Here is a 22,181-nt window from a genome sequence, read left to right as displayed (position 1 = left end):
TTTTAGTTTTCGTATTTATTTAGTTAGGAGTTTCCTATGCCTCGCGTAAAACGTGGTGTACAAGCGCGTGCACGTCACAAAAAAGTTCTTAAACAAGCTAAAGGCTACTATGGTGCACGTTCACGTGTATATCGTGTAGCTTTCCAAGCAGTTACTAAAGCCGGTCAATACGCTTACCGTGACCGTCGCAACAAGAAACGTACTTTCCGTCAACTGTGGATTGCACGTATCAATGCAGCGGCACGTCAAAACGACATGACCTACAGCACCTTCATCAATGGTCTGAAGAAAGCATCTATCGAAATCGATCGTAAGATCCTGGCTGATATCGCTGTTTTCGACAAAGCGACTTTCACCGTTCTGGTTGAAAAAGCGAAAGCTGCACTGTAATTTCAGTTCAGTTTGATGAAATAAGGAGAGCCTAGGCTCTCCTTTTTTTGGTTTCAATATACACAAGTCTTCACACTAGCACTGAGTCCGTTAACCGTTACAGCCAGTTTGTGCCTGCCAGGGGTTGTCGGGTGTGTGGCCGGGGATCTCTTGTGCAGTCCACCATTTAGCTTTCCAGTACTGCCCGTTAAACCGGACAATATCCCCAGAACGGTATGTTGTGTGCGCTGACCAGTTAGCTTGTTCACAGCTCAACACTGGCAAAGGGTTTTCCATCCATTCAACAAGCTGACAATGCGATACAAAACGCACCTGCTGTTTCGACAACGCGTATTCAATGAATTGCTTCAGCACTGTTTGCCTGTCTGCGACGCTAGTTTCAGGCATCCCGCTATGTTCTTCACCATTTATCTTGCCGTAAAAAGCAGAGTGCAGACCCAGTACCAAAGGCGCGCGATTGCCGGATAAGTGCAGGTCGAGATTATATTTATACAAGGTGAGCACATCGGCAGTGTTCAGGCCGTACCAACCCCAATCAGGCGTGGTATAGAGCTTCCAGTCGAAGTTGTCAGCCTTTCGTGCTGCCGGATCATAGTAGAGCAATCTCCTGTTGCCACTGCTCAGGCGTCATCCAGAGCTCGAAAGGGTTGTAGTTTACCTTATCGTCCGGATGGGTTTCTGTGTGGTTGGCGATATCATGACCGTCATTGTTTAGTTTTCGCCATAGATTGATGATCTCAGGCTGGTTTCGGGCAGGCTGGCAGTGCATGAAAAAACTGGCCGTCAGTGTGGTTGAGGCAAACGCATCAAGCCCATTTGGGTTGCTACGGTGATTGAGCAGTTCACTAACCCAGTTCAATCCATCAGCCTCAACATTGTCATCAAACCCTAAAGCAATAAACATGGGTGTTTCAGATGTTTCAAGCGGGCTGGACTGGGCTGCAGGGTAAAAGCTTGTGTCCGCGACAGCAAATGAACTCGCTATCAATAAGGGTGCTATGGCAGGTGTACGTTTTTTCATCATGGGTCCCTTAAGTGTAAAGAAAATATATTGAGTAAAAACATAATTTTATGGAGATATAGTGAAGTTGCGGATCAGAGAAAGAGGAGAAAAGTGATTTTCAGAGTGATATGGCAACTTAAGTACGAAAAAATGTGTGTTGCACACCTTAAAGTGACTGTCGTTACGCTAATGGATGTCATGGCAGTATTTCGTTGCTAACCGCGTGAACCTAAGCTTTCTGGTTCCCCGAAAGGTGCAGAAATGTCTGCTAGCGTTGTTCTGGACGATTTTTCCGGAAAATTTTTTAGCAAATACGCTGCTAAGTCGCGATTGAGTTTGGATTTAGCACCAGCTTTCTTTAATATGTATCGTTACGCGAATTTATCTCCCTGAAGGACGCCACCAGTGTGTGGATGAGGAAACGATGCAACATCTAGAAGAGATTATTGCCAACGCAACGGCAGCAATTGAGCAGGCTGACTCAGTCGCTGCTCTGGACGAAGTCCGTGTCCATTATATGGGTAAGAAGGGTGAACTGACCCTTCAACTGCAAAGCCTGGGTAAATTGCCACCTGAAGAGCGTCGCGAAGCTGGTCAGCAGATCAACCTGGCAAAGCAAGCTGTTCAGCAGGCAATTGCCGCTCGTAAAGACGCACTGCAGCGTGCTGAGCTAGAAGCCAAACTGGCCGCAGAAACCATCGACGTGACCTTGCCTGGCCGTCGTATTGAAAATGGTGGTCTGCACCCGGTGACCCGTACTATTGAGCGTATTGAAAGCTTCTTTGGTGAACTTGGCTTTACTGTTGAGTCTGGCCCGGAGATCGAAGACGGTTTCCATAACTTTGATGCTTTGAACATTGCCAAAGATCATCCGGCTCGTACCGATCACGATACTTTCTTCTTTAATCCTGAGCTGATGCTGCGTACGCACACTTCTGGCGTGCAGATTCGTACCATGGAAGCCAGCCAGCCGCCACTGCGTTTTATTGCACCTGGCCGTGTGTACCGAAATGATTACGACCAGACTCATACCCCAATGTTCCATCAGGTTGAAGGGATGCTGGTTGATGAGAATGTCAATTTTGCTCAGCTGAAAGGCATCTTGCACGAATTCCTGCACAACTTCTTTGAAGAAGATCTGGAGATTCGTTTCCGTCCTTCTTACTTCCCGTTTACTGAGCCTTCTGCTGAAGTGGATGTACGTCGTAAAGGCGGGAAATGGCTGGAAGTGTTGGGTTGCGGGATGGTCCACCCTAATGTACTGCGTGCCGTTAATATCGATCCTGAGAAATATTCAGGTTTCGCATTTGGTATGGGTGTAGAGCGTCTGACCATGCTGCGTTACGGCGTGAATGACCTGCGTGCATTCTTCGAAAACGATCTTCGTTTCCTGAAACAGTTCAAGTAAGCATTAGGGGCTAGCAAATTATGAAATTCTCTGAATCTTGGCTACGCGAGTGGGTCAATCCTGCTAACAACAGCGAAGAACTAGCTCACCAGATCACTATGGCGGGCCTGGAAGTTGACGGTATTGAACCTGTTGCAGGCAGTTTTACTGGCGTTAAAGTCGGTCAGGTTGTCGAATGCGGTCAGCACCCTGATGCCGACAAACTGCGTGTGACTAAAGTTGATGTAGGTGAAGAAGAACTGCTGGACATCGTCTGCGGTGCGCCTAATTGCCGTCAGGGTCTGAAAGTTGCTGTGGCAACAGTGGGCGCTGTTTTACCTGGCGACTTTAAAATTAAAAAAGCCAAACTACGTGGCCAGCCTTCCCATGGCATGCTGTGTTCATTTACTGAGTTAGGCATTGATGTTGATTCAGATGGCATCATGGAACTGCCGGAAAATGCTGTGATTGGTACAGATTTCCGCGAATTCCTGAGTCTGAACGATGTCATTATTGATGTGGATCTGACACCGAATCGCGCTGATTGTTTGAGCATTGCTGGTCTGGCGCGTGAAGTTGGCGTATTAAACCGCGCTGAAGTGACTTCGCCATCCTTTGATGCTGTTGCTCCGGCCATTGACGATCAAGTTTCCATCGAAGTGAAAGCGCCGGCAGCGTGTCCGCGCTATCAGGGACGTATTGTTCGCAATGTGAATGTAAAAGCGGAATCTCCGTTGTGGCTGCAGGAAAAACTGCGTCGTTGCGGTGTTCGCTCTATTGACCCAATTGTTGATATTACCAACTATGTGATGCTGGAACTGGGACAGCCGATGCATGCGTTCGATCTGAACCAGATCGAGGGCGGCATTGTTGTGCGTATGGCAGATCAGGGCGAGAAACTGACCCTGCTGGACGGCACTGAAGCGGAACTGAACAGCGACACGCTAGTGATTGCTGATCAGTCAAAAGCGTTGGCAATGGCGGGAATCTTTGGCGGTGAGCACTCAGGTGTAAGCGAAAACACCAAAGATGTGCTTCTGGAGTGTGCGTTTTTCACGCCGGATGCTATTCGTGGCCGTGCACGTAGTTACGGTCTGCATACTGATTCGTCTCATCGCTTTGAACGTGGTGTTGACGCCGGTCTGCAAACCAAAGCCATGGAGCGTGCAACGGCTTTACTGGTTGAGATTTGCGGTGGCGACGTTGCGCCTATCGTAGAAGCTGAATCTGAACAGCATCTGCCTCAGCAAAACAGCATCGTACTGCGCCGCAGTAAGTTAGACAGCCTGCTGGGTCACTTTGTCTCTGATGAAGACGTCGTAGAAATTCTGAGCCGTCTTGGCTGTATGGTCGAACCTACTGATACCGGCTGGCGTGCAGTTGCACCAAGCTGGCGTTTTGATCTGGCCATTGAAGAAGATCTGGTTGAGGAAGTGGGTCGTATCTACGGATACAATAATATCCCGGCTCAGTCGCCTGTTGCTGCGTTGAGCATGAATCTGCACCAGGAAGCAAACCTGCCACTGAAACGTGTTCGCGATCTGCTTGTTGACCGTGGTTACCACGAAGCGATTACTTATAGCTTTGTTGAGCCAGAGCAGCAGAAGTTGATCGTACCGGATGTGGACGCGATCATTCTGCCGCACCCGATTTCTGCTGAAATGTCAGCAATGCGTCTGAGCCTGTGGCCGGGCCTGCTGAACACGGTTGCCTTCAACCAGAAGCGTCAGCAGCCTCGTGTGCGTCTGTTCGAATCTGGCATGCGTTTTGTTCCTGACGCATCAGCTGAAAATGGTATCCGTCAGGAAACCATGCTGGCGGGTGTGATTGCCGGTGCACGCAGTGAAGAGCATTGGGATATCGCGACAAACACCGTTGATTTCTTCGATCTGAAAGGTGATTTGGAAGCGGCTCTGGAACTGACTGCCAAAGATGCTGAGTTTACATTTACGCCAGCTAAACACCCGGCACTGCATCCGGGACAGTCAGCGGCTATCGTTGTAGACGGTAAGGAAGTTGGCTTTATCGGTACAGTTCATCCTGAGCTGGAGCGCAAGTTCGACCTTAACGGACGTACTATTGTGTTTGAAGTTGAGTGGAATGCTGTTGCAAGTCGTACGATTCCTCAGGCTAATCCTGTGTCTAAGTTTCCTGCGAACCGTCGTGACATCGCTGTAGTGGTTGCTGAAGATGTTGCTGCTGGTGATGTGTTAAAGGTCTGTCTGGCACATGGTGGTGAACTGCTTACTGATGTAAACCTGTTCGATGTTTACCGCGGTAAAGGTGTTGAGGACGGCCAGAAGAGTCTGGCGATTGCTTTGTACCTTCAGTCTGCTGACCGAACGTTGGAAGAAGCTGATATCAATGGTGCTGTCGAGTCGATTGTTGCGGTTCTTGGCGATCAGTTTGGTGCAGCGCTTCGCGATTAACTCACTGTTATTATTTGACAATTGATGAAAAAGCAGCCGATAAGGCTGTTTTTTTTTGATTTTTTTTCAGTTAAAGCTAAGATTTTGATAAATAGCAAAAATTATCTGTACGATTCATTTTTGTGGTTTTATTGACTGCAACTGACTTTAATTTTGGTTTTTATTGTTGCCGATTAATAAGCGTAAGCACAACAAGGTGCATGCGTTCATGCTTTTCCGGAATATAAGATTCAATCATTTTACGGTAAGTTTACCTAAAAAAGTTGGCGGAAATCAGCTAGTTGGCATAAACTTGTCTCTAGTTAAGGTCAGCCACTGTTGTGAAGGCTATAATGCATTTTAGTGCATAGGTGGGCAGCCTGGCTACACATGAAGTATTCGCAGTAAGCATAAGTGATATGTTTACTATTCGTTCAACATAGTCTTGAGGGAGTTATCTATGGCGCTCACAAAAGCCGAATTGGCTGAGAACCTGTTTGAGAATGTCGGACTAAGCAAACGGGACGCCAAGGATACGGTGGAAGTCTTCTTCGAGGAGATCAGAAAGGCACTCGAGTGTGGCGAACAGGTTAAGTTATCAGGTTTTGGTAATTTTGATCTGCGCGACAAAAACGAGCGACCTGGACGAAATCCTAAAACCGGTGAAGATATTCCAATCTCGGCACGGCGAGTGGTGACCTTTCGCCCTGGTCAGAAGCTTAAAGCACGCGTTGAGAATATCAAAATCGAAAAATAAGTGGTTTGAGCCTACAAGAAACCCAAGTAAGCGAATTGTTTACTTGGGTTTTTCTTTATCAGTATTAAAAAGAGTATACCTTGGTCTCATTCTTGCCTGCTGTCGTCAATATAGTGTTGAAACTATGTAGCCAAGATGTATAGTAAAAACAGTTTATTTCACTGATTTTCTTTCATCTTTTAGTGTTCTTTATTGGTTGTTATTCGTGCAATCATGAAATCGCCTGTAAGAACATGCCTGTTACAAGGACGAGGAGGTATAATGGCTTTGTTAAAGGCAGTGCAAAACGGGGAATTTCTTTCTGCGACCCTGGATTTATCTTTGCCGTTTGAGGCGGGAGAATGGCAGTTAGAAAATGGCGTAGTATGTCAGTTGACGGCGCGAGGTGTTTTAACCGTTATTCCACCTGGCTTATCCGCTGCCAGTAAAGACATCGTCATTTCATCTGGGGTGCACGGTGATGAAACCGGTCCGATCGAACTGCTACAGCAGTTAGTGAAAAAAATCCTGCTTGGCGATTTAATGCCTGAACATCGTCTGCTGCTGATCATTGGTCACCCTGAAGCCATTAATGCCCATACCCGCTTTATTGATGAAAACATGAACCGCCTTTTTGGCAGTATCAATGATGAGACGAATGTTGACCGTATTCGCGCGAACCTCCTTCAGCGCTCAGTCGATACCTTCTTTCAGAACTCGCCATCAGAGCATGTCGAGCGCTGGCATTTGGATCTGCATAGTGCCATCCGTGATTCGCAGCACTACACCTTTGCAGTCAGCCCTTTTAGTGAACATAAAACGCGAGGCTTAGCGTTGTTCAATTTTCTGCACCACGGCGAGATTGAGGCAATGATGCTCTCAGGTTCCGCGGCGCCGACATTTAGCTGGTACAGTGCTCAGAACTATGGGGCGCAGGCACTGACGATGGAGTTGGGCAAGGTAGCACGGCTGGGGGAGAACGATTTAGAGCGACTTGACGCCTTTAATCAGGCGATGCACGCACTCGTTTCACAAAAATCACTGCCAGATTATCAGGGTGACAAAAAAGTATGTGTGTACCGGGTCACTCGTACTCTTACTAAACACACGGATCAGTTCGCTTTCACCTTTCCGGCAAATCAGGCTAACTTTACCTACTTTGAAGAAGGTGCGTTACTGGGCAGCGATAACGGTGAAGAATACGTGGCCGCCAAAGGGGGAGAATCTGTCGTTTTCCCTAATCCCAATGTGGCGCTGGGGCAGAGAGCTTGTTTGCTGGTAAAGCAATCAGAGGTTGAACTCACTGATCAGGTCGTTGCTAAATTCTAAGCACTACTACTCCGAGGAGCTGAAAACAGAGAGATTATCAGCCGCCTCTGAGTAAATTCTTTTGAAAGCAAGCCAATTTAACTGGCTTGCTTTTCATTTTTTCAAAGACCCTGTATGTTTCCCCTTTGGATCTCACTTACGAAAACACACGACATCATGCACTTAGACCGTATCCTTCATCAGCGTCGCCATAAATGGAAAGTGAGCTTTTGGCTTGTTGCAATTTTGCTTGTTAGCTGTGGTCTGTTTTCATTGTCGGTGGGCGAGATCTGGCTGAAACCCTGGCAGCCTTTTGGCGAGCTGGAGAAGCAATTATTATGGCAGCTCAGAATGCCAAGGTTAGTGGCCGCCATGGCCATTGGGGCTGCGTTGGCTGCCTCTGGTGCTGTGTTGCAGGTATTACTGGGAAATCCGCTGGCGGAGCCCGGTGTGCTGGGTATTTCGGGTGGGGCCAGCCTGGCGCTTGTGCTCTTACTGTTTTTGCTTCCCTCAGTGCCCGGTCCCTGGCTGACAATGCTGGTTGCTATGGCGGGTGCACTGATCTTTACTTTACTGCTTGTTGGACTAGCCCGTATCCGAAGGGTGTCTACCGCGCGTTTGCTGCTCATAGGCGTTGCACTGGGTATTTTGTCTGGGGCGGTTGTGACCTGGGCGTTTTATTTCAGCGACGATCTGAATCTCAGACAGCTGATGTACTGGCTGATGGGAAGTGTTGCCGGTGTTTCCTGGGAGCAGCTTAGCGTGCTGACCATTCTGCTTCCCGCATTGTTCTGGCTATGCTCTCGTGGCCGTCAACTGGATATCCTGATGCTGGGAGAAACCCATGCACGACAGTTGGGTCTGGATGTGGCTGCACTGCGTTGGCGATTGATATTGATTATAGCCTTGTTAGTGGGAACATCCGTCGCTATGGCGGGTGTGATTGGCTTTATCGGCCTGGTGATTCCTCACTTGCTGCGTTTGGCTTTAGGCGCGGAAAACCGATACCTGCTACCGCTTTCTGCCTGTTTCGGGGCGCTGCTGCTGGCGGTTGCTGATGTATTGGCGCGGGTACTGCTGCCTGCGGCAGAATTACCTGTGGGCGTCGTGACCACGACATTGGGCGCACCTGTGTTTATCTGGATGCTGTTGCGTTCGCAAGTGGAGTAAGGCTGATAATGGTCGGTTCAGATCTGGATTGTGTATTACAAGCTGAGAATATAGCGCTAGCCAGGCGATTACTGCCGGTCAGCTTCTCGGTAAAGCGCGGTGAAGTGGTTCATCTGATAGGCCCTAACGGTAGCGGGAAAAGCACTGCTATTCAGTGCCTGTCCGGGCTGTTTCAGGGGACAGGCAAGGTGAGACTGGCAGGTCAGTGCTTGTCTGAGATGGATCTTCGCGATATGGCCCGGTACCGCAGTTATCTGTCGCAACAGGATAAACCGGGTTTTGCCGTTGGTGTTTATCATTATTTGCAGTTAGCGGTATCCGCGATTCCGGCAGCAGACGTTGAGAAGGTTAATCAGGCAATTCAGGATGTCAGTCGGTGGCTTTCTATTGATGACAAACTGGATCGCCATATTCAGCAATTGTCCGGTGGTGAGTGGCAACGGGTCAGATTAGCGGCTTCCTGCTTGCAGGTCTGGCCAGGACTGAATCCGGATGGTTGCCTGTTACTGCTTGATGAACCGGCAACAGCACTTGATATCGGGCAGGAAGTCTCTTTATACCGACTACTGCATTTTATGGCCGAACAAGGTATTGCTGTCGTTATGGCGAATCATGACCTGAACCGAACGCTGCAATTCGCAGACAGTGTTATCTTGCTGAAAGGGGGGAGCTGTGTTGCGAAAGGAAAACCTGAAGAGGTGATGACGAATGAACAACTTGCGCAGACGTTTGCCACTCAAGTTGAGCGTGTGAATCATAACGGAAGAATCGGGCTGTTTTTTAGCTGATTTCTCGCTGAAAGTTACTGCCGGCCGGAAAAGTAATCAGTTGCGTGATTTCAGTCAGAAAAGGCTTGTACTTCTCATCAGGATTTGGATAATGCGCTTCGTCTTCTGAGACAAGCTTCATCAAGGCGCGTTGGCAGAGTGGCTATGCAGCGGATTGCAAATCCGTGTACCTCGGTTCGACTCCGGGACGCGCCTCCATTCTTATCGAACTTCATCACCTGCAAGCAATGTTTCCGTTTTTTCTGAGGGTAAAAAGCCCGCAGCGACTACGGGCTTATCGTCTATTAAGCAGGTTTGGCCGTCCAGGCAGAGCACCAGCCATTTACGTTCACCGCTTTACCAGGGAAGATTGAACAGGGTCTCCATTCATCGCCTTCATTACCTTGTAATAGCATACAGTTACCGCAATGATTTTCTGCATGAGGTGATTTATGTGTGTATTGCAAGGCAGCTGCCTGAGCATCATCTTCTGCCAGATGTGGCAGTTCTTCACTGGCCAGCGCTTTACGCTGCAGGATCTGATCGCCCAGTGTGATGCCTATGATGCCTGCCATAGTCAGACGCAGAAAGCGCCGACGGTCAGTTGAGGTTTTCATCACATTTTTCCTTTTATAGTCATTTATGCTCACATGCTGTTCACCAGATTTACTCAGCGAACTGAGTAATTGTGGGAAAGAATCGGCAAATTCGCTAAGAAATCACAATGTTAAGTTTTTGAGGTATGTTGCGTTTTGTTATCAATTTCTGTTCAGATAAAGATTTTGAAACATAGTGCTTAGCGCTAAGATTTTGAGATTACGCAAAAAATGATGATTTTTAACAATTTGCTTATTGAAACATTTTGTTTACATCTTCATTCTGTACGTCATTATCACCGATGATAAAAATCAATGAAGGTATAGGGATGAATCTGTTGTTAGTGGATGTGGATGGTGCTTTGGTGAATGCCAGAGAAATGGATATGGTGTGTTTTCAGCAAGCCGTCGAAGCCGTTCTCCACATCACTTTGGATAAATCGCGCTATCAAGAGCGAGTGGTGACGGATTCGGCCATGTTAGATGAGATCCTTCATCAGTATCCTGCGCTTTCAAGCCGATCTATTGTTCACCGTCAGGTGGAGCAAAAATATCTGGAGAATCTCGCTGCCAGGCTGCACTCGATGCCTCAAGAGCTTGTGCTGAGCAAAGGAGCCAGAGAGTTTCTTGAGCAAATGGCAGTCCGGGATGATACGCATGTTGCTATCACCAGTGGCGGATGGGCAGCGGTAAGCCGTCTGAAATTGAAAGCTGCGGGGATAGATGCAAGTAAAATGACCTTTGCCTCCTCGTCAGATGCTGCCAGCAGAACGGAAATTATGGCGCTTGCTGCATTCAGAGCAAAGCAGGATACGGGGATGACGTTTAAGCGACGTATAGTGTTTGCGGAAGGTGAGTGGAATCAAAGAGCTTCTCAGGAACTGGGCTATGAATTTGTCGCTGTCGGTAAAAAGTTAAGTCACCATACTTATATTCCCAGTTTGTCGTTTTATCAGGCTGTTCTTTCCAAGTTCGATATCAATTGATGGCTGAATAATGTTACCAGGCAGACAAAATGTCTGGTAACGAGCTGAAGATATTACGCCATGATGCGAGTTTATTACCATGGCTGAACGTAAGTCGTCGTATGGTTTGATAACACATGATAATGATGGCTTTGATTCAGCATAGGGAGCCAAGGGGTTATGATGTCTTTCATCCGTCAGTCAGTGTTTATTGTATCTATGCTGTGTGGTTCCTGTACTGTGCTCGCAGCCAGCAGCGATACCTTCTGCGCAACGCCCCTACAAGCAATAAGGCCTGATTTATCCCGGATCATGGCTTCGAATAAGCCAGCAACAAGTATAGTGATTTTTCAGTCCATGCTGAGGCAGGCCAGTAAATATCATGATAAAACAGCTCTGATTGAGTTGTTGGAGGCAATTGCGCATAACTACTATCTGCTTGGGGACAAGCAAAAAGCCCGTTTCTATCAAGAGCAGGCCAAACCTTTTATGTCCGATATTTCTGGTACCACGACACTAAACACGGATCTTGTTAGCACTCTGTAGAACCCAATACGTCTCCTCCTGATAGTCATGGTTATTCATATTTTGTGAGATAATTGATAAATTTGACATTGAGCGAAGTTATTGGTTTGTTTTACATTCGGGTATAGGATTTGATGAGGGCCTGGGATAAATTGGCGTTAAGTTAATAATGCGGCATCTTGCAATCAAGATGGATTGTTTTCTTATGGTCAGTGTTGTTTGTGTCTGAAGTAGTGAGGTGAGATCTGTAATGGCAAGGGAGGATTGGATTGATGCCTGGTTCCTGGATATCTGGGCCAATGCGAGTAGCTCCAGCCTTGCTGAGTACGTCTCTGATCCTTTTGTTTTTCACTTACCTGGCGGTCGGCGTCACCCTCTGTCTCATGAAAGTTACCTTTCCTATCTGTTGTTATGGCGGCAAAAATTTAAGTCTGTCGTTTTCTCGATCTCAGATGTCATTAGTCAGCCGCCACTGACTGTTGTCCGATATCGCTGTCAGGCGCAATATCATGGCGGGTGGTTCAATTTGCCGGGTAAAAAACAGACGATACAAATGACAGGTATGATCCAGTTCCGGCTAGAAGATGGCTTGATTGTTGAGTGCTGGCTGGAGGATAGCAGTTTTGAACTCTACAAACAGCTATCTGGTACCGTGAAGTAATTTATGCCACTTATACTATAAAAGTGAAGAATATACGGCTGAAATAACAGTATTTTAGCTATCCAAAGGCCATGTTTATACACCTTTATGTCAGACATTTTTGTCATAGAGACTTTTTTTGCGACAATGATAGAATGTCAAAAAGTTAGATTTCTTTGTGATAAAAAATGCATCTATATAATCCTAAGTAATAATAAACCACACAAAATGGCCATTGGAACTTGTTCAACTTATTGAAGTCTTATAGGTAGCAGAGTTTTTATTCATTGTTGCTTATATTTGAAACAAACTCGAGCGGCTGGATTTATTTAGTTTATTGATCGTTAATTATTAAAAGTAAATACATTTTTGCCCTGATATTCATACGAATTCTTATCAGTACATTTTTATTCATCGACAAGGAGTGTCAACCGCCATTCATGCACTTGTTCACAAGAGCATGGGAATATGACACTAGCAGTTTAAGGTGAATATGTGATTTGGGTTAGCAGTAGTCATCATGACAAGCAGGTTGAAGCGAAAGAAAATTTGAAGCTTTCGCACAAGGTCATTGAGATTTCTCCTTACGAGTTATTGTCATCAATGACAGGGCAAGAGCTGATTTTTCTTGAAGTGATAGATTCGACATCGGAAGGATTTGAGCTGCTGCGTGCAGTGAAAAATCGTTTCCCGGCCGCAAAGGTTGTTGTCGTATACCATAACCTGGATGGGAATCTGGCACTTAATGTTTTAAGGGCCGGTGGTGAAGATGTGCTGGCTGCCAACGCCAGCAGGCAAGAGCTGGAGGAGTGCTTTAGCAGACTGCATACACATAATATTGAAAATGAAGCTGAGCCTGGTTTTGAAAATCGTGAGCTTTCAATCCGGCCAGCACTGAAAATTATTGATGAAAACCTAAGCTCTCCGCTGCGTGAGGAAGAACTGGCGAGTGCTTGCCATTACTCACCGACCTACTTCTCGCGGTTATTTCATAGCATTATGGGTGTCACGCTGAAACAGTACATCATAAAGAAACGGCTGGATCTGGCGTGTGGGTTGTTAAGCTCAGATCGGGAGAAAATCTCACAGATAGCTAATTCTTCAGGTTTCAAGGATGTGTCCTATTTCTCCCGTGTTTTTAAAAAGCACATGGGATGTTCACCGGGTGAATTCAGAATGAGGAAGCACAATTTAAATCACAATTAACATGTTATTGGAGTGCTGATTAATTTGCCTGGAAATATACACACTCCTGTAGAAGTTCCTTCATTGTGTTTTACTGCATTGCAAACAATGCAGTTTTTTTACGCATGATTTCTCATAAGTAAGACAACATATTGGCATTAATTGAAATCACAAAAAAATACAGAAACGTTCAGTTTTGACACACAATTATTCTGTCCTCAAGTGAAAATGATCACACAGACACTGCTATCTTTATTTCAATGCTGAGTAAGCTTGTTCTGTTGTTTCCGGAGGTGTCCGATGCGATTCACCTTATCTTTTAGGTTGTTGCTGTCTTTAGCACTGTTTGTCGTGTGTATCAGTCAGGTTCATGCAGCGTCGAGCCGATTACAGAAAGTCATGGACAGGGGAGTGCTCCGGGTAGGTACTACCGGTGACTGGGGTCCAATGACTATGAGGGATCCTGCGACAAATTTCTACAAAGGCTACGATATAGATATCACAACTGAACTGGCTAAGGACCTTGGTGTGACTGTGGAATATGTGGCCACGGACTGGAAAGCCTTGGTCAGTGGCATTGTCACGGAAAAATATGACCTGACCGGCAGTGCGGCGCTCAATATCAGCCGGGCTAAGATAGTCGGATACAGTCAGCCCTATTATTACCTTGCTTTTGTTCCTGTGACGCAGAAAGCCAACCAGACTCGTTTTCGCTACTGGGCCGATTTTAATTCCTCATCCGTAACGGTGGCTTCCCGCCGCGGAGCCGTTGAGGAAACCATGGTAAAAGAATTTTTTCCCAGAGCCAGGCAGCAGGTTATTGAGAACGGAAAATCTTATCAGGAATTACTGGCAAACCGTGCCAATGTCATTGTGACGTCCAATATTGAAGCCGCTATGCTAATTAGTCGGTTTCCACAATTAACGATTCCCAATGTTCAGGGGATGCGTCGGGCGACACCTTTGGCAATGTTGCTGCCCAGAGATGATCAAGTCTGGATTAATTTCATCAACCAATGGATAGAATTAAAGAAAACGCAGGGATTTTTTGATCGGATAGCAGAAAAATGGGGACTGGCTGTCATGGATATCGAGTAACCAGCCTGTGTTGTGCCGGCAAATGGGTTATTTACTCTGGATCTGTACTGGCAATTTGCGTCACTATGTTGAAACGTACTGATTTGGAGGTGGATATGGATTTGTCACGGTATCAGGGATTAATTTTCGACATGGACGGCACGCTGATTGACTCAATGCCAGCCCACATCGCAGCCTGGCGCTATGCCTGCGAGCAATTCAACCTTCCTTTTGATCCGCAGTGGCTTATGAGTCTGGGTGGTTCACCGACGATGAAAACAGCGCAAATGATGAATGATAAATATCAGACGGATCATAATATCCAGGAAGTGGCTGATACCAAATGGCGCTTTTTTGAAGCGCTGGAGCAAAAGGGAGAGATCATTCCTGCCACTGTTAATCTTTTATTGCAGCATAAAGGCCAGAAGAAAGTGGCCGTCGGTACCGGATGCCGCAAGGAGACTGCGGTTAATTTGCTGACCATAACCGAGATCTTGCCTTTACTTGACGCCCTGGTCACTGCTGACGATGTCTGCAATCATAAGCCTCACCCGGATACCTTCCTTGAAGCGGCGAAACGTCTTGGGCTGGCGCCTCATCAGTGCGTGGTTTTTGAAGACACTGACTTAGGGCGAAGAGCGGCATTAGCTGCCGGGATGGACTGTTTTCTTGTCGTTGATGGTGCAATCGCAGAATTTACCTCAGTAAAGCCAGTGCGATAGCGATACATTAGGATTGACTAAATTTATGATTCTATGTGATTTATTTTTTATTTAGTGGCAGGATTTTAATGCGTTTTCATGCTGGTCGCACTACAATCAAAATATTATATTAAGTAAGGAGGTGATTGTGAAAGCCTTAACAACAATAGTAGTAGGATTATCTGGTCTGGCTTTAGCAGGATGCAGTGCATCCATCGATGAGCGTGCCAATGACTTCGTCGATGTCAGCTATTCCTTATGCGGTGCGAAAGTGAAGGCGTTTTCTCAGAGTGATGACGGAAAAATTCGCGTAGTGTGTGAAAACGACAGCTATTTTTCTGTCAATAATCAGCAAACGCTGACAGTCATGAATGAGATTAACGGCGCATATTGTCATGGACGGGGATTCAGCCATTTTAATGAGCGCTCAGACTTTTACACTTTCACCTGCATGAATGAAAAAAACTTCAACATTCCCAAGTAACTGATTTTCTTTCATTTGCCCAGATGTTTAATTAAAGACCCGCAGTATTTGCGGGTTTTTCCCCTTATATATTGTTACTGATTTTATCTTCTTGACGGCGCTCACTGCGATTACTGGTTTCCTTGTTAGTATGAGTTTTGTGTACAGCGTAATGCCATGAAAAGGATTTTGCATTGAATCAGAAATTTATCACTGTCAGCATCGGGCTGGCCATTTCCTCATTTTCACTACATTCCGTTGCCGCCAATGTGCCTGAAGGGGTTGTTTTAGCTAAAGAGCAGCATCTGGTTAGGGCAAATGGCGCAGAGCCAAGTACGTTAGATCCTGGTTTTGTTGGTTCAGGCAGCCCGGGCGATGTCATAGTGAATGACTTGTTTGAAGGGTTACTGATTGAAAATCTGCAGGGTGAAATCACTGCTGGGCAAGCTGAAAGCTGGGCTGTGTCTGATGACGGCAAAACCTACACGTTTAATCTGCGTAAGAACCTGAAATGGTCTGATGGTCAGCCTCTGACCGCCATTGATTTTGTGTTTGCTTGGCGTCGGGCGGTTGAGAAATCGACAGGCAACAATACCGGATTTAATTTGGTCACGGCTAACATTACCAATGCTCAGGAAATTCTGAAGGGTGAAAAACCTGCATCTGAACTGGGAGTGAAAGCGCTCAACCTGCATCAGCTACAGGTCACTTTAAGCCGCCCGACGCCGTATTTTCTCAGCCTGATGAGCATCAAAACCTTCTTTCCTGTACCAGCACATGTGGTGAGTCAATACGGTGACTTGTGGACTCGCGCTGATCATTTTGTCTCAAATGGTGCTTATATTCTGAAAGAATGGGTGCCGAACGAAAGGGTTGAAGTGACACGCAACCCCTATTACAGGGATGATGCATCCACGGTTATTAACCATGTGACCTATCTGGCGCTGTCGTCACAAAGTGCAGAGCTGATGCGCTATCAGGCTGGTGAGGTGCATATGACGAACCGTGTTCAGCTTGAGTATTATCAGAAATTGCTAAAGGACAGTCCGGAAGAGATTAAATCTCTGCGCTTACTGGGCTCTTATGTGTATGCTTTTAATACCCGCCAGCCTCCATTTGATAATGCTGACGTACGCCGTGCACTGAGTATGGCGATAGACAGGGATGTGTTGGTGCAAAAAGTGACGGGGCAGGGCGAGCCAGAGGCTTTCTCCGTCGTACCGGATATCATTCCAAATTATCAAAATTTTACTCCGGCGTTTAAGTCTCAGAGCCATGACGAGCGAATGAGTGAAGCGAAAGTGCTGTTGGCAAAGGCGGGCTATAGCAAGAGCCACCCTTTGAATGTCACGCTGACCTATAACACCAGTGAAAATCATAAAAAGCTGGCACTGGCAATTGCCTCTATGTGGAAGTCTCTGGATGTGAGTGTCAAGCTGGAAAACATGGAATGGAATGCTTACCTGGCAGCAAAAGCGGCGGGTGATTATGCCGTTGCACGCTCTTATGCTTTTGGCGATTATGCAGAACCTTCCTCTGTGCTCAGTAGCTTCACCTGCGGACACGTCAGTAATGAAACCGGGTTCTGTAATAAGGAATTTGACGCATTGCTGAAGCAGGCCGCTGACATTGCCGATGAGAAGAAAAGGTATGGCATTTACCGCGAAGCAGAACATATTCTCGATCTATATTCACCGATCATGCCAATCTACCACTATAACCACACAAGGCTGGTGAAAAGTCACCTGAAAGGGTTTCCGGACAATAACCCGAAGGGCAACATTTATGCCAAGGACATGTACTTCATCGCTAAGTGATCTGAAAAGCCTGTTTTTACAGGCTTTTTAAATCACTGATACGTGTTCTTTTGTCGGGTAAGGATGGCAGACAGACCCGTCTGTTGTTCATAAGTTCGTGCAGTAGCTTATAGTTAAGCCCAGATGATTGGATATTGTTAAAACGCATTAAAAAGCCACTCGCTGTAAAACGAGTGGCTTTACTTTAGATGAACCTTTTAAAGATTACTATCTGTTCAAGCGGAACAATGAATCATTAAAGCTGAGTCCAGGCATCCTGCCAGTATACGCCCACGCCAGGTTCATAGGCCCATGCTGCACCTGAACACCAACCAGAATAAGGGTAGGGTTTACATTCAAAGTTCAGGCCACCGTTGGACACTTGATCACCGGCCTGATACGCAGTGCCTTCCACATAGGCTGGGAAATCACCTTCACCACCTGTTCCACTGTCGTCTTTTGCAACGGTTACAGTCAGAGAGGATGCGTCGCTAGCCGTTCCGTCTGAAACGCTCACACTGAAAGACAATACTGTATCAGCAGTATAGCTACCAGCCGTAAAGCTCAGGCTTGAACCATTAACAACGGCATTTACACCTGCAGGGACAGTCCAGTCGTAGGTCAGGGTATCGCCATCGGCATCAGCGGACTGCGAGGCATCAAGGGTAACCACATCACCTGCATTGGCTGTACCTGGGCCTGTCAGTGATGCGACAGGTGCTGTATTTTGTGCTCCCGGAGCTTTGGCCGTGACTGTGACACTGTCGGTTGCCGTCGCCCCTTCGTTATCTGTGACCGTCAGGGTAAAGACATACTGAGTATCAACAGTGACATCTGGCACAGAAACACTTGCAGCAGCACTGTTCGCATCAGACAAGGTCAGTGCCGGCCCACTGGTTTGTACCCACTGATAGCTGGCAATCTGACCATCACTGTCTGTTGATGAAGAACCGTCCAGGGTCACAGTGGCGGCAGTGTTTACTTGCAGATCGGCGCCTGCACGTGCAACAGGTGCCCGGTTGCCGGCAGGTGCGCCAGCCAGGGATTCTTGCATCGCATTCAGAATGTCACCATTGTCAGCGTCAATTTCCCATGCAAACAGACCGGCAAGTCCCAGGTCACGCACATACTGACCTTTAGCCATGATAGAACGCGGGCTGTCGTAGGTGACTAAATCGCCGTTACTGGGATCATAAGCCCATGGCGCTTCAGCTTGCTCATCGTAGCCCAGTACGACGCCGGCTTTATTTACATAGCGTGTGACAACATCTTTATAGTCGATTACGCCAGCTTCCCAGGAACCTGCGACAGGGCCATTACCTACACCTGTCATTGGGTTGCTTGGATCTGTCATGCTGGCTTGTGTTACACCAGTCCAGCCACGGGCATACATGGCCGCACCTACAACCAGTTTGTTAGCTGGTACGCCCTGAGCAAGCAGACGCTCGACACCATGTGCAGTGGTGTAAGCCGGGCCTTGACGTGGTTCACCGTTCTCATCAACACCTGTACCGTTACATTGATCCGCTGTCAGATGACTGCCGCAGTTCAGCGCCGTCTGGTGACCTAAGACGTTACTCCAGCCGCCGTAGAAGTCGTAACTCATGTTGAAGATGTAGTCCATGTACTGAGACGCTTCAGCGTAGTTAACAACATCAATTTTGTCGTAACCAACACCAATTGCAGAAGTCAGTTCGTACTGACGTCCCGTTTCGGCTTCCAGTCCATCCAGCATAGTGCGCAGTTCTCGCATCAGCGCGACGTATGCCGGGCCGTCGTTAACCGGATCGCCCAGCGTAGTATTGGCACCTTTTCCGCCCGGGAACTCCCAGTCAATGTCGACACCATCAAAGAATTTCCAGGTTTGCAGGAATTTCTTCACACTGGCAACAAAGACATCGCGCTTGGATTTATCGGTGAAAGAGAAGAAAGGATCAGACAGTGTCCAGCCACCAATCGAAGGGATAACTTTGAGATCCGGGTAGCGTTGCTTCAGTGCCATCAACTGACCATAGTTGCCTTTGTATGGTGTGCTGTAGGTATGGCCAGACTGTGGTTGTGGCATTTGGACAGCAGCCCAGGGATCGTGAATGGCGACTTCAAAATCTGGTGTGCCAGCACAAGCTCGCTCCAGTGCTGCTAAACTATTGCCACTCTCAATCTCGCCCAGTGATTCATTCGGACCACAAACTGGGATGAAGCCGTACAGAATATGTGTCAGGTTCTGGGCTGGGATCTTGTCGACGGTGAATTTACGGCCAAAGACTCCCCACTCAACAAAATAGGCACCGACAACGGTATCTGCAGGCGTAGAGTAGTTGCCGTTGTTAGGATCGACATTCATAGGGAGTGGATCGAGATGGCTGCCGTCTGTATCTGCTACTACTATGTTGGTAGCCGGGCTGCTGCTACAGGCTTCTTCAGTGCCAGAACCACTACATAATTCGACGGTTAACGAGTATTGGCCACCCTGAGAGATGGACAATGTTGTTGATCCTTCACCGCTGGAGGCCGGATCAATACTTTCCTCAAAGACCACGCTGCCATTGAGTTTTACTTTCCAATGGTCAGCCGTTTCGCCCGAATAACGTTGCCAGGCTACCGGTACATCTGCTGCCGTTTTCACTGTGACAAGATCTTTGTAGGCTGTTGCAGCCTGATCTACTTCAACGATGGCATAGTCTGTTTCCATCCATGCGAGTTGAGGGGCGCCCGGTGCGGCAAGCACGCTGCAGGACATAGTCGCGGCGGCAACAGAGAGTGCCACCAAGCTAAACTTGTTTAATAACATTGCTTTCTTCCTTGAGTCGAAACAATCTAAAGAGCAAATGACATGTTGGTCATTGCTCTTAAATAAATAGAACAGTTTCTTTTTTTCTCAAAGCAAGAAAGTTAATTAAATGATAAAAATGTTAATTAATGTGATCTTTTTTGCATTTGTGGTGAATATTTAACCGTAACCAGCACGTGGTAATGATATGAAAACGAGAAACCCCTTGGTTTTAACTCAGTTTATAAATTAATTAAAATAAGTTCACTGCAATAAGATGGTTATGTGTGGATGGTGAAATAATATCAATACTTATTAATTATCAATGAGATGAGATTGTTCTACTAATGCAGGAGCAATAGTGTTCTGAGTTTACGTGCTTACGAGAAAGTGCATCTGGTGGGCTAGCAACGTTTTTATTAATCAGAAACGTCTGAACAAGAATATAAATGCCAGTTAAAAGAAAACAAGCCAGAAAAACTGGCTTGTTTGAATTAGCATTGTCTTGCTGATTTAGCGTGATTCTTTTGCTGTATCAGGCTTAGGATGCCAGGCACCGTTTAGATCGCTAAGCTCCGGGAACTTACTGCGGTCAAACGTTGGCACTTGACCATTTTTCACTTGTACTTCGTAATCTTTGATCACTTTGATAGCCAGATTAGACAACAGCACAAGCGCAGCAATGTTAATCAGCGCCATCATGCCCATGGATGCATCGGCCATGTTCCATACAACAGGCAGTGAGGCGATTGAGCCAAACAGCACCATAGCCAGAACAATGATTCTGAATGTAAACAGGCCCTTCTTCGTATTGCCGTTCAGGAACATAATATTTGTTTCTGCGTAACTGTAATTAGCAATAATGGAAGTAAAGCAGAACAGAATGATAGCAGCTGCCATGAAATAGGTTGTCCAGCTGCCTAACTCATTGGTCAGTGCTTGTTGCAGCAGACCGATACCAGAAGCAGCATCAGGCTGATCCATCACACCTGACAGCATAATCATCGCGGCTGAAGCCGTACAAATAACAATGGTGTCTGCAAATACGCCCAGCATCTGAACAAAGCCTTGTGATGCAGGGTGGTTAGGGTTGGGTGTTGCACTGGCTGCGACATTTGCTGCTGAGCCCATACCAGCTTCGTTGGAGAACAGACCACGAGCGATACCGCTTTGCATTGCCTGCGCAATGGTATAGGCCACGCCGCCAGCTGCAGCTTCTTGCCAACCAAAAGCACTTTTCACAATCAGTGAGATTGCGGCAGGCAGTTCAGACAGGTTCATGATGACAATCAGGCAGGCGATAGCCAGATATCCGACCGCCATAATCGGCACGATGCGAGCAGAAGCTTGCGCGATAGATTTTAATCCGCCCATGATGAAGAAGGCAGAACACACCACAATGGCCAGTCCTACATACTTACGGTCAATCTCAAAAGAATGGTTGAGTGCAGCTGTAATGGTGTTTGCCTGAACGGCATTGAAGACTAATCCGAAAGCAATAATCAGACAGATGGAGAACAGGGTGCCCATCCAGCGGGCACCAAGCCCCTGCTCCATGTAATAGGCTGGGCCACCACGGTACTGCCCGTCTACATCTTTTACTTTATAAACTTGCGCAAGTGTGGATTCCACAAAAGCGGTCGCCATTCCCAGCAGGGCCATCACCCACATCCAGAAAATGGCACCCGGTCCGCCAACGGTCAGTGCGACCGCGACACCCGCCATATTGCCGGTACCCACACGGGCCGCCATCGAGGTGCAAAATATCTGATAAGAACTGATACCAGATTCCACATCTCTGCCTTTTTTCAAAACACTGATGGCATGACGAAACTGTCTGATCTGAATGAAACCGAGGCGAAAAGTAAAATAGATACCTACAGCAACCAGCAGATATACAAGAAGGTGGCCCCATAGTAGCCCGTTAATGTCGCCAATGATGTCCATTAATTGTTTGTTGAGAATGGCGAGCCAATTGTTAATCGTTGCATCCATAGAATGATCCTGTGATGTCATATTGACTAAGAAGCAGGACAACAATAATTGTCCTAAATGAAGGGAATGATTCAGCTTACTGGCTTATGCAGCGAGATGAAGAGGTGTCCCCGAATGTGTAATAGTGACTTAATTTTCGTGCGAGAAGGTAGCACAAAATTCCGCAAATGGCTCAGGACATAGATCACGTTTTTAATGGAATTTTACAGCCATACATGAAGGTTATTACATGGCGAGTATTTTTATACTCAATTAAAACAAATGCTTATGTTGTTCTTGTTGTCTATGCTGTCAGTGGA

Annotated in this window: 20 protein-coding genes and 1 tRNA gene; 16 read left to right on the top strand and 5 right to left on the bottom strand. The window is 46.8% G+C overall.

The genetic code is table 11. From position 1 onward, the window contains the following. Positions 1 to 36 precede the first annotated feature (36 nt). Entirely contained in the window at positions 37 to 390 is a 354-nt protein-coding gene (rplT, locus tag D6M16_RS05455) for a 50S ribosomal protein L20 (protein ID WP_027252114.1), read from the top strand. 90 nt (positions 391 to 480) lie between these two features. Here rplT and D6M16_RS22495 read toward each other — a convergent pair whose 3' ends face one another. Both D6M16_RS22495 and D6M16_RS22490 read right to left on the bottom strand, forming a co-directional pair. After that, the gene (locus D6M16_RS22495) at positions 481 to 993 is read right to left on the bottom strand and encodes a carbohydrate-binding protein (protein WP_240435526.1); all 513 of its coding nucleotides are present in this window, start codon (positions 991 to 993) and stop codon (positions 481 to 483) included. Next, a complete protein-coding gene (locus tag D6M16_RS22490; RefSeq protein WP_240435525.1) occupies positions 980 to 1,411 on the bottom strand; it encodes a polysaccharide deacetylase family protein in 432 nt (143 codons plus the stop codon). Before D6M16_RS22490 ends, D6M16_RS22495 begins: the two co-directional genes overlap by 14 nt. 406 nt (positions 1,412 to 1,817) lie before the next feature. Here D6M16_RS22490 and pheS point away from each other — a divergent pair, with 406 nt between their 5' ends. The 7 genes from pheS to D6M16_RS05415 all read left to right on the top strand — a co-directional run bounded on the left by pheS (position 1,818) and on the right by D6M16_RS05415 (position 9,388). Beyond that, entirely contained in the window at positions 1,818 to 2,801 is a 984-nt protein-coding gene (gene pheS, locus D6M16_RS05445) for a phenylalanine--tRNA ligase subunit alpha (protein WP_120510918.1), read from the top strand. Between the two features lie 20 nt (positions 2,802 to 2,821). Next, the gene (gene pheT / locus D6M16_RS05440) at positions 2,822 to 5,209 is read left to right on the top strand and encodes a phenylalanine--tRNA ligase subunit beta (RefSeq protein ID WP_120510917.1); all 2,388 of its coding nucleotides are present in this window, start codon (positions 2,822 to 2,824) and stop codon (positions 5,207 to 5,209) included. A gap of 439 nt (positions 5,210 to 5,648) precedes the next feature. Further along, on the top strand, positions 5,649 to 5,945 hold the full coding sequence (gene ihfA / locus D6M16_RS05435; protein ID WP_027252117.1) for an integration host factor subunit alpha: 297 nt from the start codon (positions 5,649 to 5,651) through the stop codon (positions 5,943 to 5,945). A gap of 261 nt (positions 5,946 to 6,206) precedes the next feature. Then, complete coding sequence (locus D6M16_RS05430; RefSeq protein WP_120510916.1) at positions 6,207 to 7,253, top strand: succinylglutamate desuccinylase; 1,047 nt, start codon at positions 6,207 to 6,209, stop codon at positions 7,251 to 7,253. Positions 7,254 to 7,409: 156 nt separating this feature from the next. Then, positions 7,410 to 8,402 carry a vitamin B12 ABC transporter permease BtuC gene (gene btuC, locus D6M16_RS05425; protein WP_120510915.1) on the top strand — a complete coding sequence of 331 codons (993 nt, stop codon included), beginning with the start codon at positions 7,410 to 7,412 and terminating at the stop codon, positions 8,400 to 8,402. 8 nt (positions 8,403 to 8,410) lie between these two features. Continuing rightward, positions 8,411 to 9,190 carry a vitamin B12 ABC transporter ATP-binding protein BtuD gene (btuD, locus tag D6M16_RS05420; protein WP_120510914.1) on the top strand — a complete coding sequence of 260 codons (780 nt, stop codon included), beginning with the start codon at positions 8,411 to 8,413 and terminating at the stop codon, positions 9,188 to 9,190. A gap of 124 nt (positions 9,191 to 9,314) precedes the next feature. Beyond that, positions 9,315 to 9,388: transfer RNA gene (locus D6M16_RS05415), tRNA-Cys, on the top strand. 86 nt (positions 9,389 to 9,474) lie between these two features. Here D6M16_RS05415 and D6M16_RS05410 read toward each other — a convergent pair. Next, complete coding sequence (locus D6M16_RS05410; RefSeq protein WP_120510913.1) at positions 9,475 to 9,786, bottom strand: high-potential iron-sulfur protein; 312 nt, start codon at positions 9,784 to 9,786, stop codon at positions 9,475 to 9,477. 308 nt (positions 9,787 to 10,094) lie between these two features. Between D6M16_RS05410 and D6M16_RS05405 the strand changes: the two genes are divergently transcribed. The 8 genes from D6M16_RS05405 (at position 10,095) to D6M16_RS05370 (ending at position 17,138) form a co-directional block, all read left to right on the top strand. Next, a complete protein-coding gene (locus D6M16_RS05405; RefSeq protein ID WP_120510912.1) occupies positions 10,095 to 10,751 on the top strand; it encodes an HAD family hydrolase in 657 nt (218 codons plus the stop codon). Between the two features lie 159 nt (positions 10,752 to 10,910). Next, positions 10,911 to 11,276 carry a hypothetical protein gene (locus D6M16_RS05400; protein WP_120510911.1) on the top strand — a complete coding sequence of 122 codons (366 nt, stop codon included), beginning with the start codon at positions 10,911 to 10,913 and terminating at the stop codon, positions 11,274 to 11,276. A gap of 229 nt (positions 11,277 to 11,505) precedes the next feature. After that, positions 11,506 to 11,916, top strand: a complete 411-nt coding sequence (locus tag D6M16_RS05395) for an ester cyclase (RefSeq protein ID WP_120510910.1) — start codon at positions 11,506 to 11,508, stop codon at positions 11,914 to 11,916. A gap of 474 nt (positions 11,917 to 12,390) precedes the next feature. Continuing rightward, positions 12,391 to 13,101 (top strand): helix-turn-helix transcriptional regulator, encoded by a 711-nt coding sequence (locus D6M16_RS05390; protein WP_120510909.1) that lies wholly within the window; start codon positions 12,391 to 12,393, stop codon positions 13,099 to 13,101. A gap of 279 nt (positions 13,102 to 13,380) precedes the next feature. Next, a complete protein-coding gene (locus tag D6M16_RS05385; protein WP_120510908.1) occupies positions 13,381 to 14,178 on the top strand; it encodes a transporter substrate-binding domain-containing protein in 798 nt (265 codons plus the stop codon). Positions 14,179 to 14,267: 89 nt separating this feature from the next. Beyond that, positions 14,268 to 14,879 (top strand): HAD family hydrolase, encoded by a 612-nt coding sequence (locus tag D6M16_RS05380; protein ID WP_120511879.1) that lies wholly within the window; start codon positions 14,268 to 14,270, stop codon positions 14,877 to 14,879. 127 nt (positions 14,880 to 15,006) lie between these two features. Then, positions 15,007 to 15,342, top strand: a complete 336-nt coding sequence (locus D6M16_RS05375) for a hypothetical protein (RefSeq protein ID WP_120510907.1) — start codon at positions 15,007 to 15,009, stop codon at positions 15,340 to 15,342. Positions 15,343 to 15,515: 173 nt separating this feature from the next. Then, on the top strand, positions 15,516 to 17,138 hold the full coding sequence (locus tag D6M16_RS05370) for a peptide ABC transporter substrate-binding protein (RefSeq protein ID WP_120510906.1): 1,623 nt from the start codon (positions 15,516 to 15,518) through the stop codon (positions 17,136 to 17,138). 235 nt (positions 17,139 to 17,373) lie between these two features. On the opposite strand, the gene D6M16_RS05365 is transcribed toward D6M16_RS05370, so the two are convergent. Continuing rightward, positions 17,374 to 19,908: a glycosyl hydrolase family 18 protein gene (locus D6M16_RS05365; RefSeq protein WP_162940935.1), complete on the bottom strand. Its 2,535-nt coding sequence runs from the start codon at positions 19,906 to 19,908 to the stop codon at positions 17,374 to 17,376. 492 nt (positions 19,909 to 20,400) lie between these two features. Next, a complete protein-coding gene (locus D6M16_RS05360) occupies positions 20,401 to 21,882 on the bottom strand; it encodes an alanine/glycine:cation symporter family protein (protein ID WP_120510905.1) in 1,482 nt (493 codons plus the stop codon). Positions 21,883 to 22,181: the final 299 nt, after the last annotated feature.

Origin of the sequence: Photobacterium salinisoli (assembly GCF_003614885.1) — a bacterium.
Taxonomy (GTDB): Bacteria; Pseudomonadota; Gammaproteobacteria; order Enterobacterales; family Vibrionaceae; genus Photobacterium; species Photobacterium salinisoli.
This window is presented reverse-complemented; position numbering and strand designations above follow the sequence as displayed.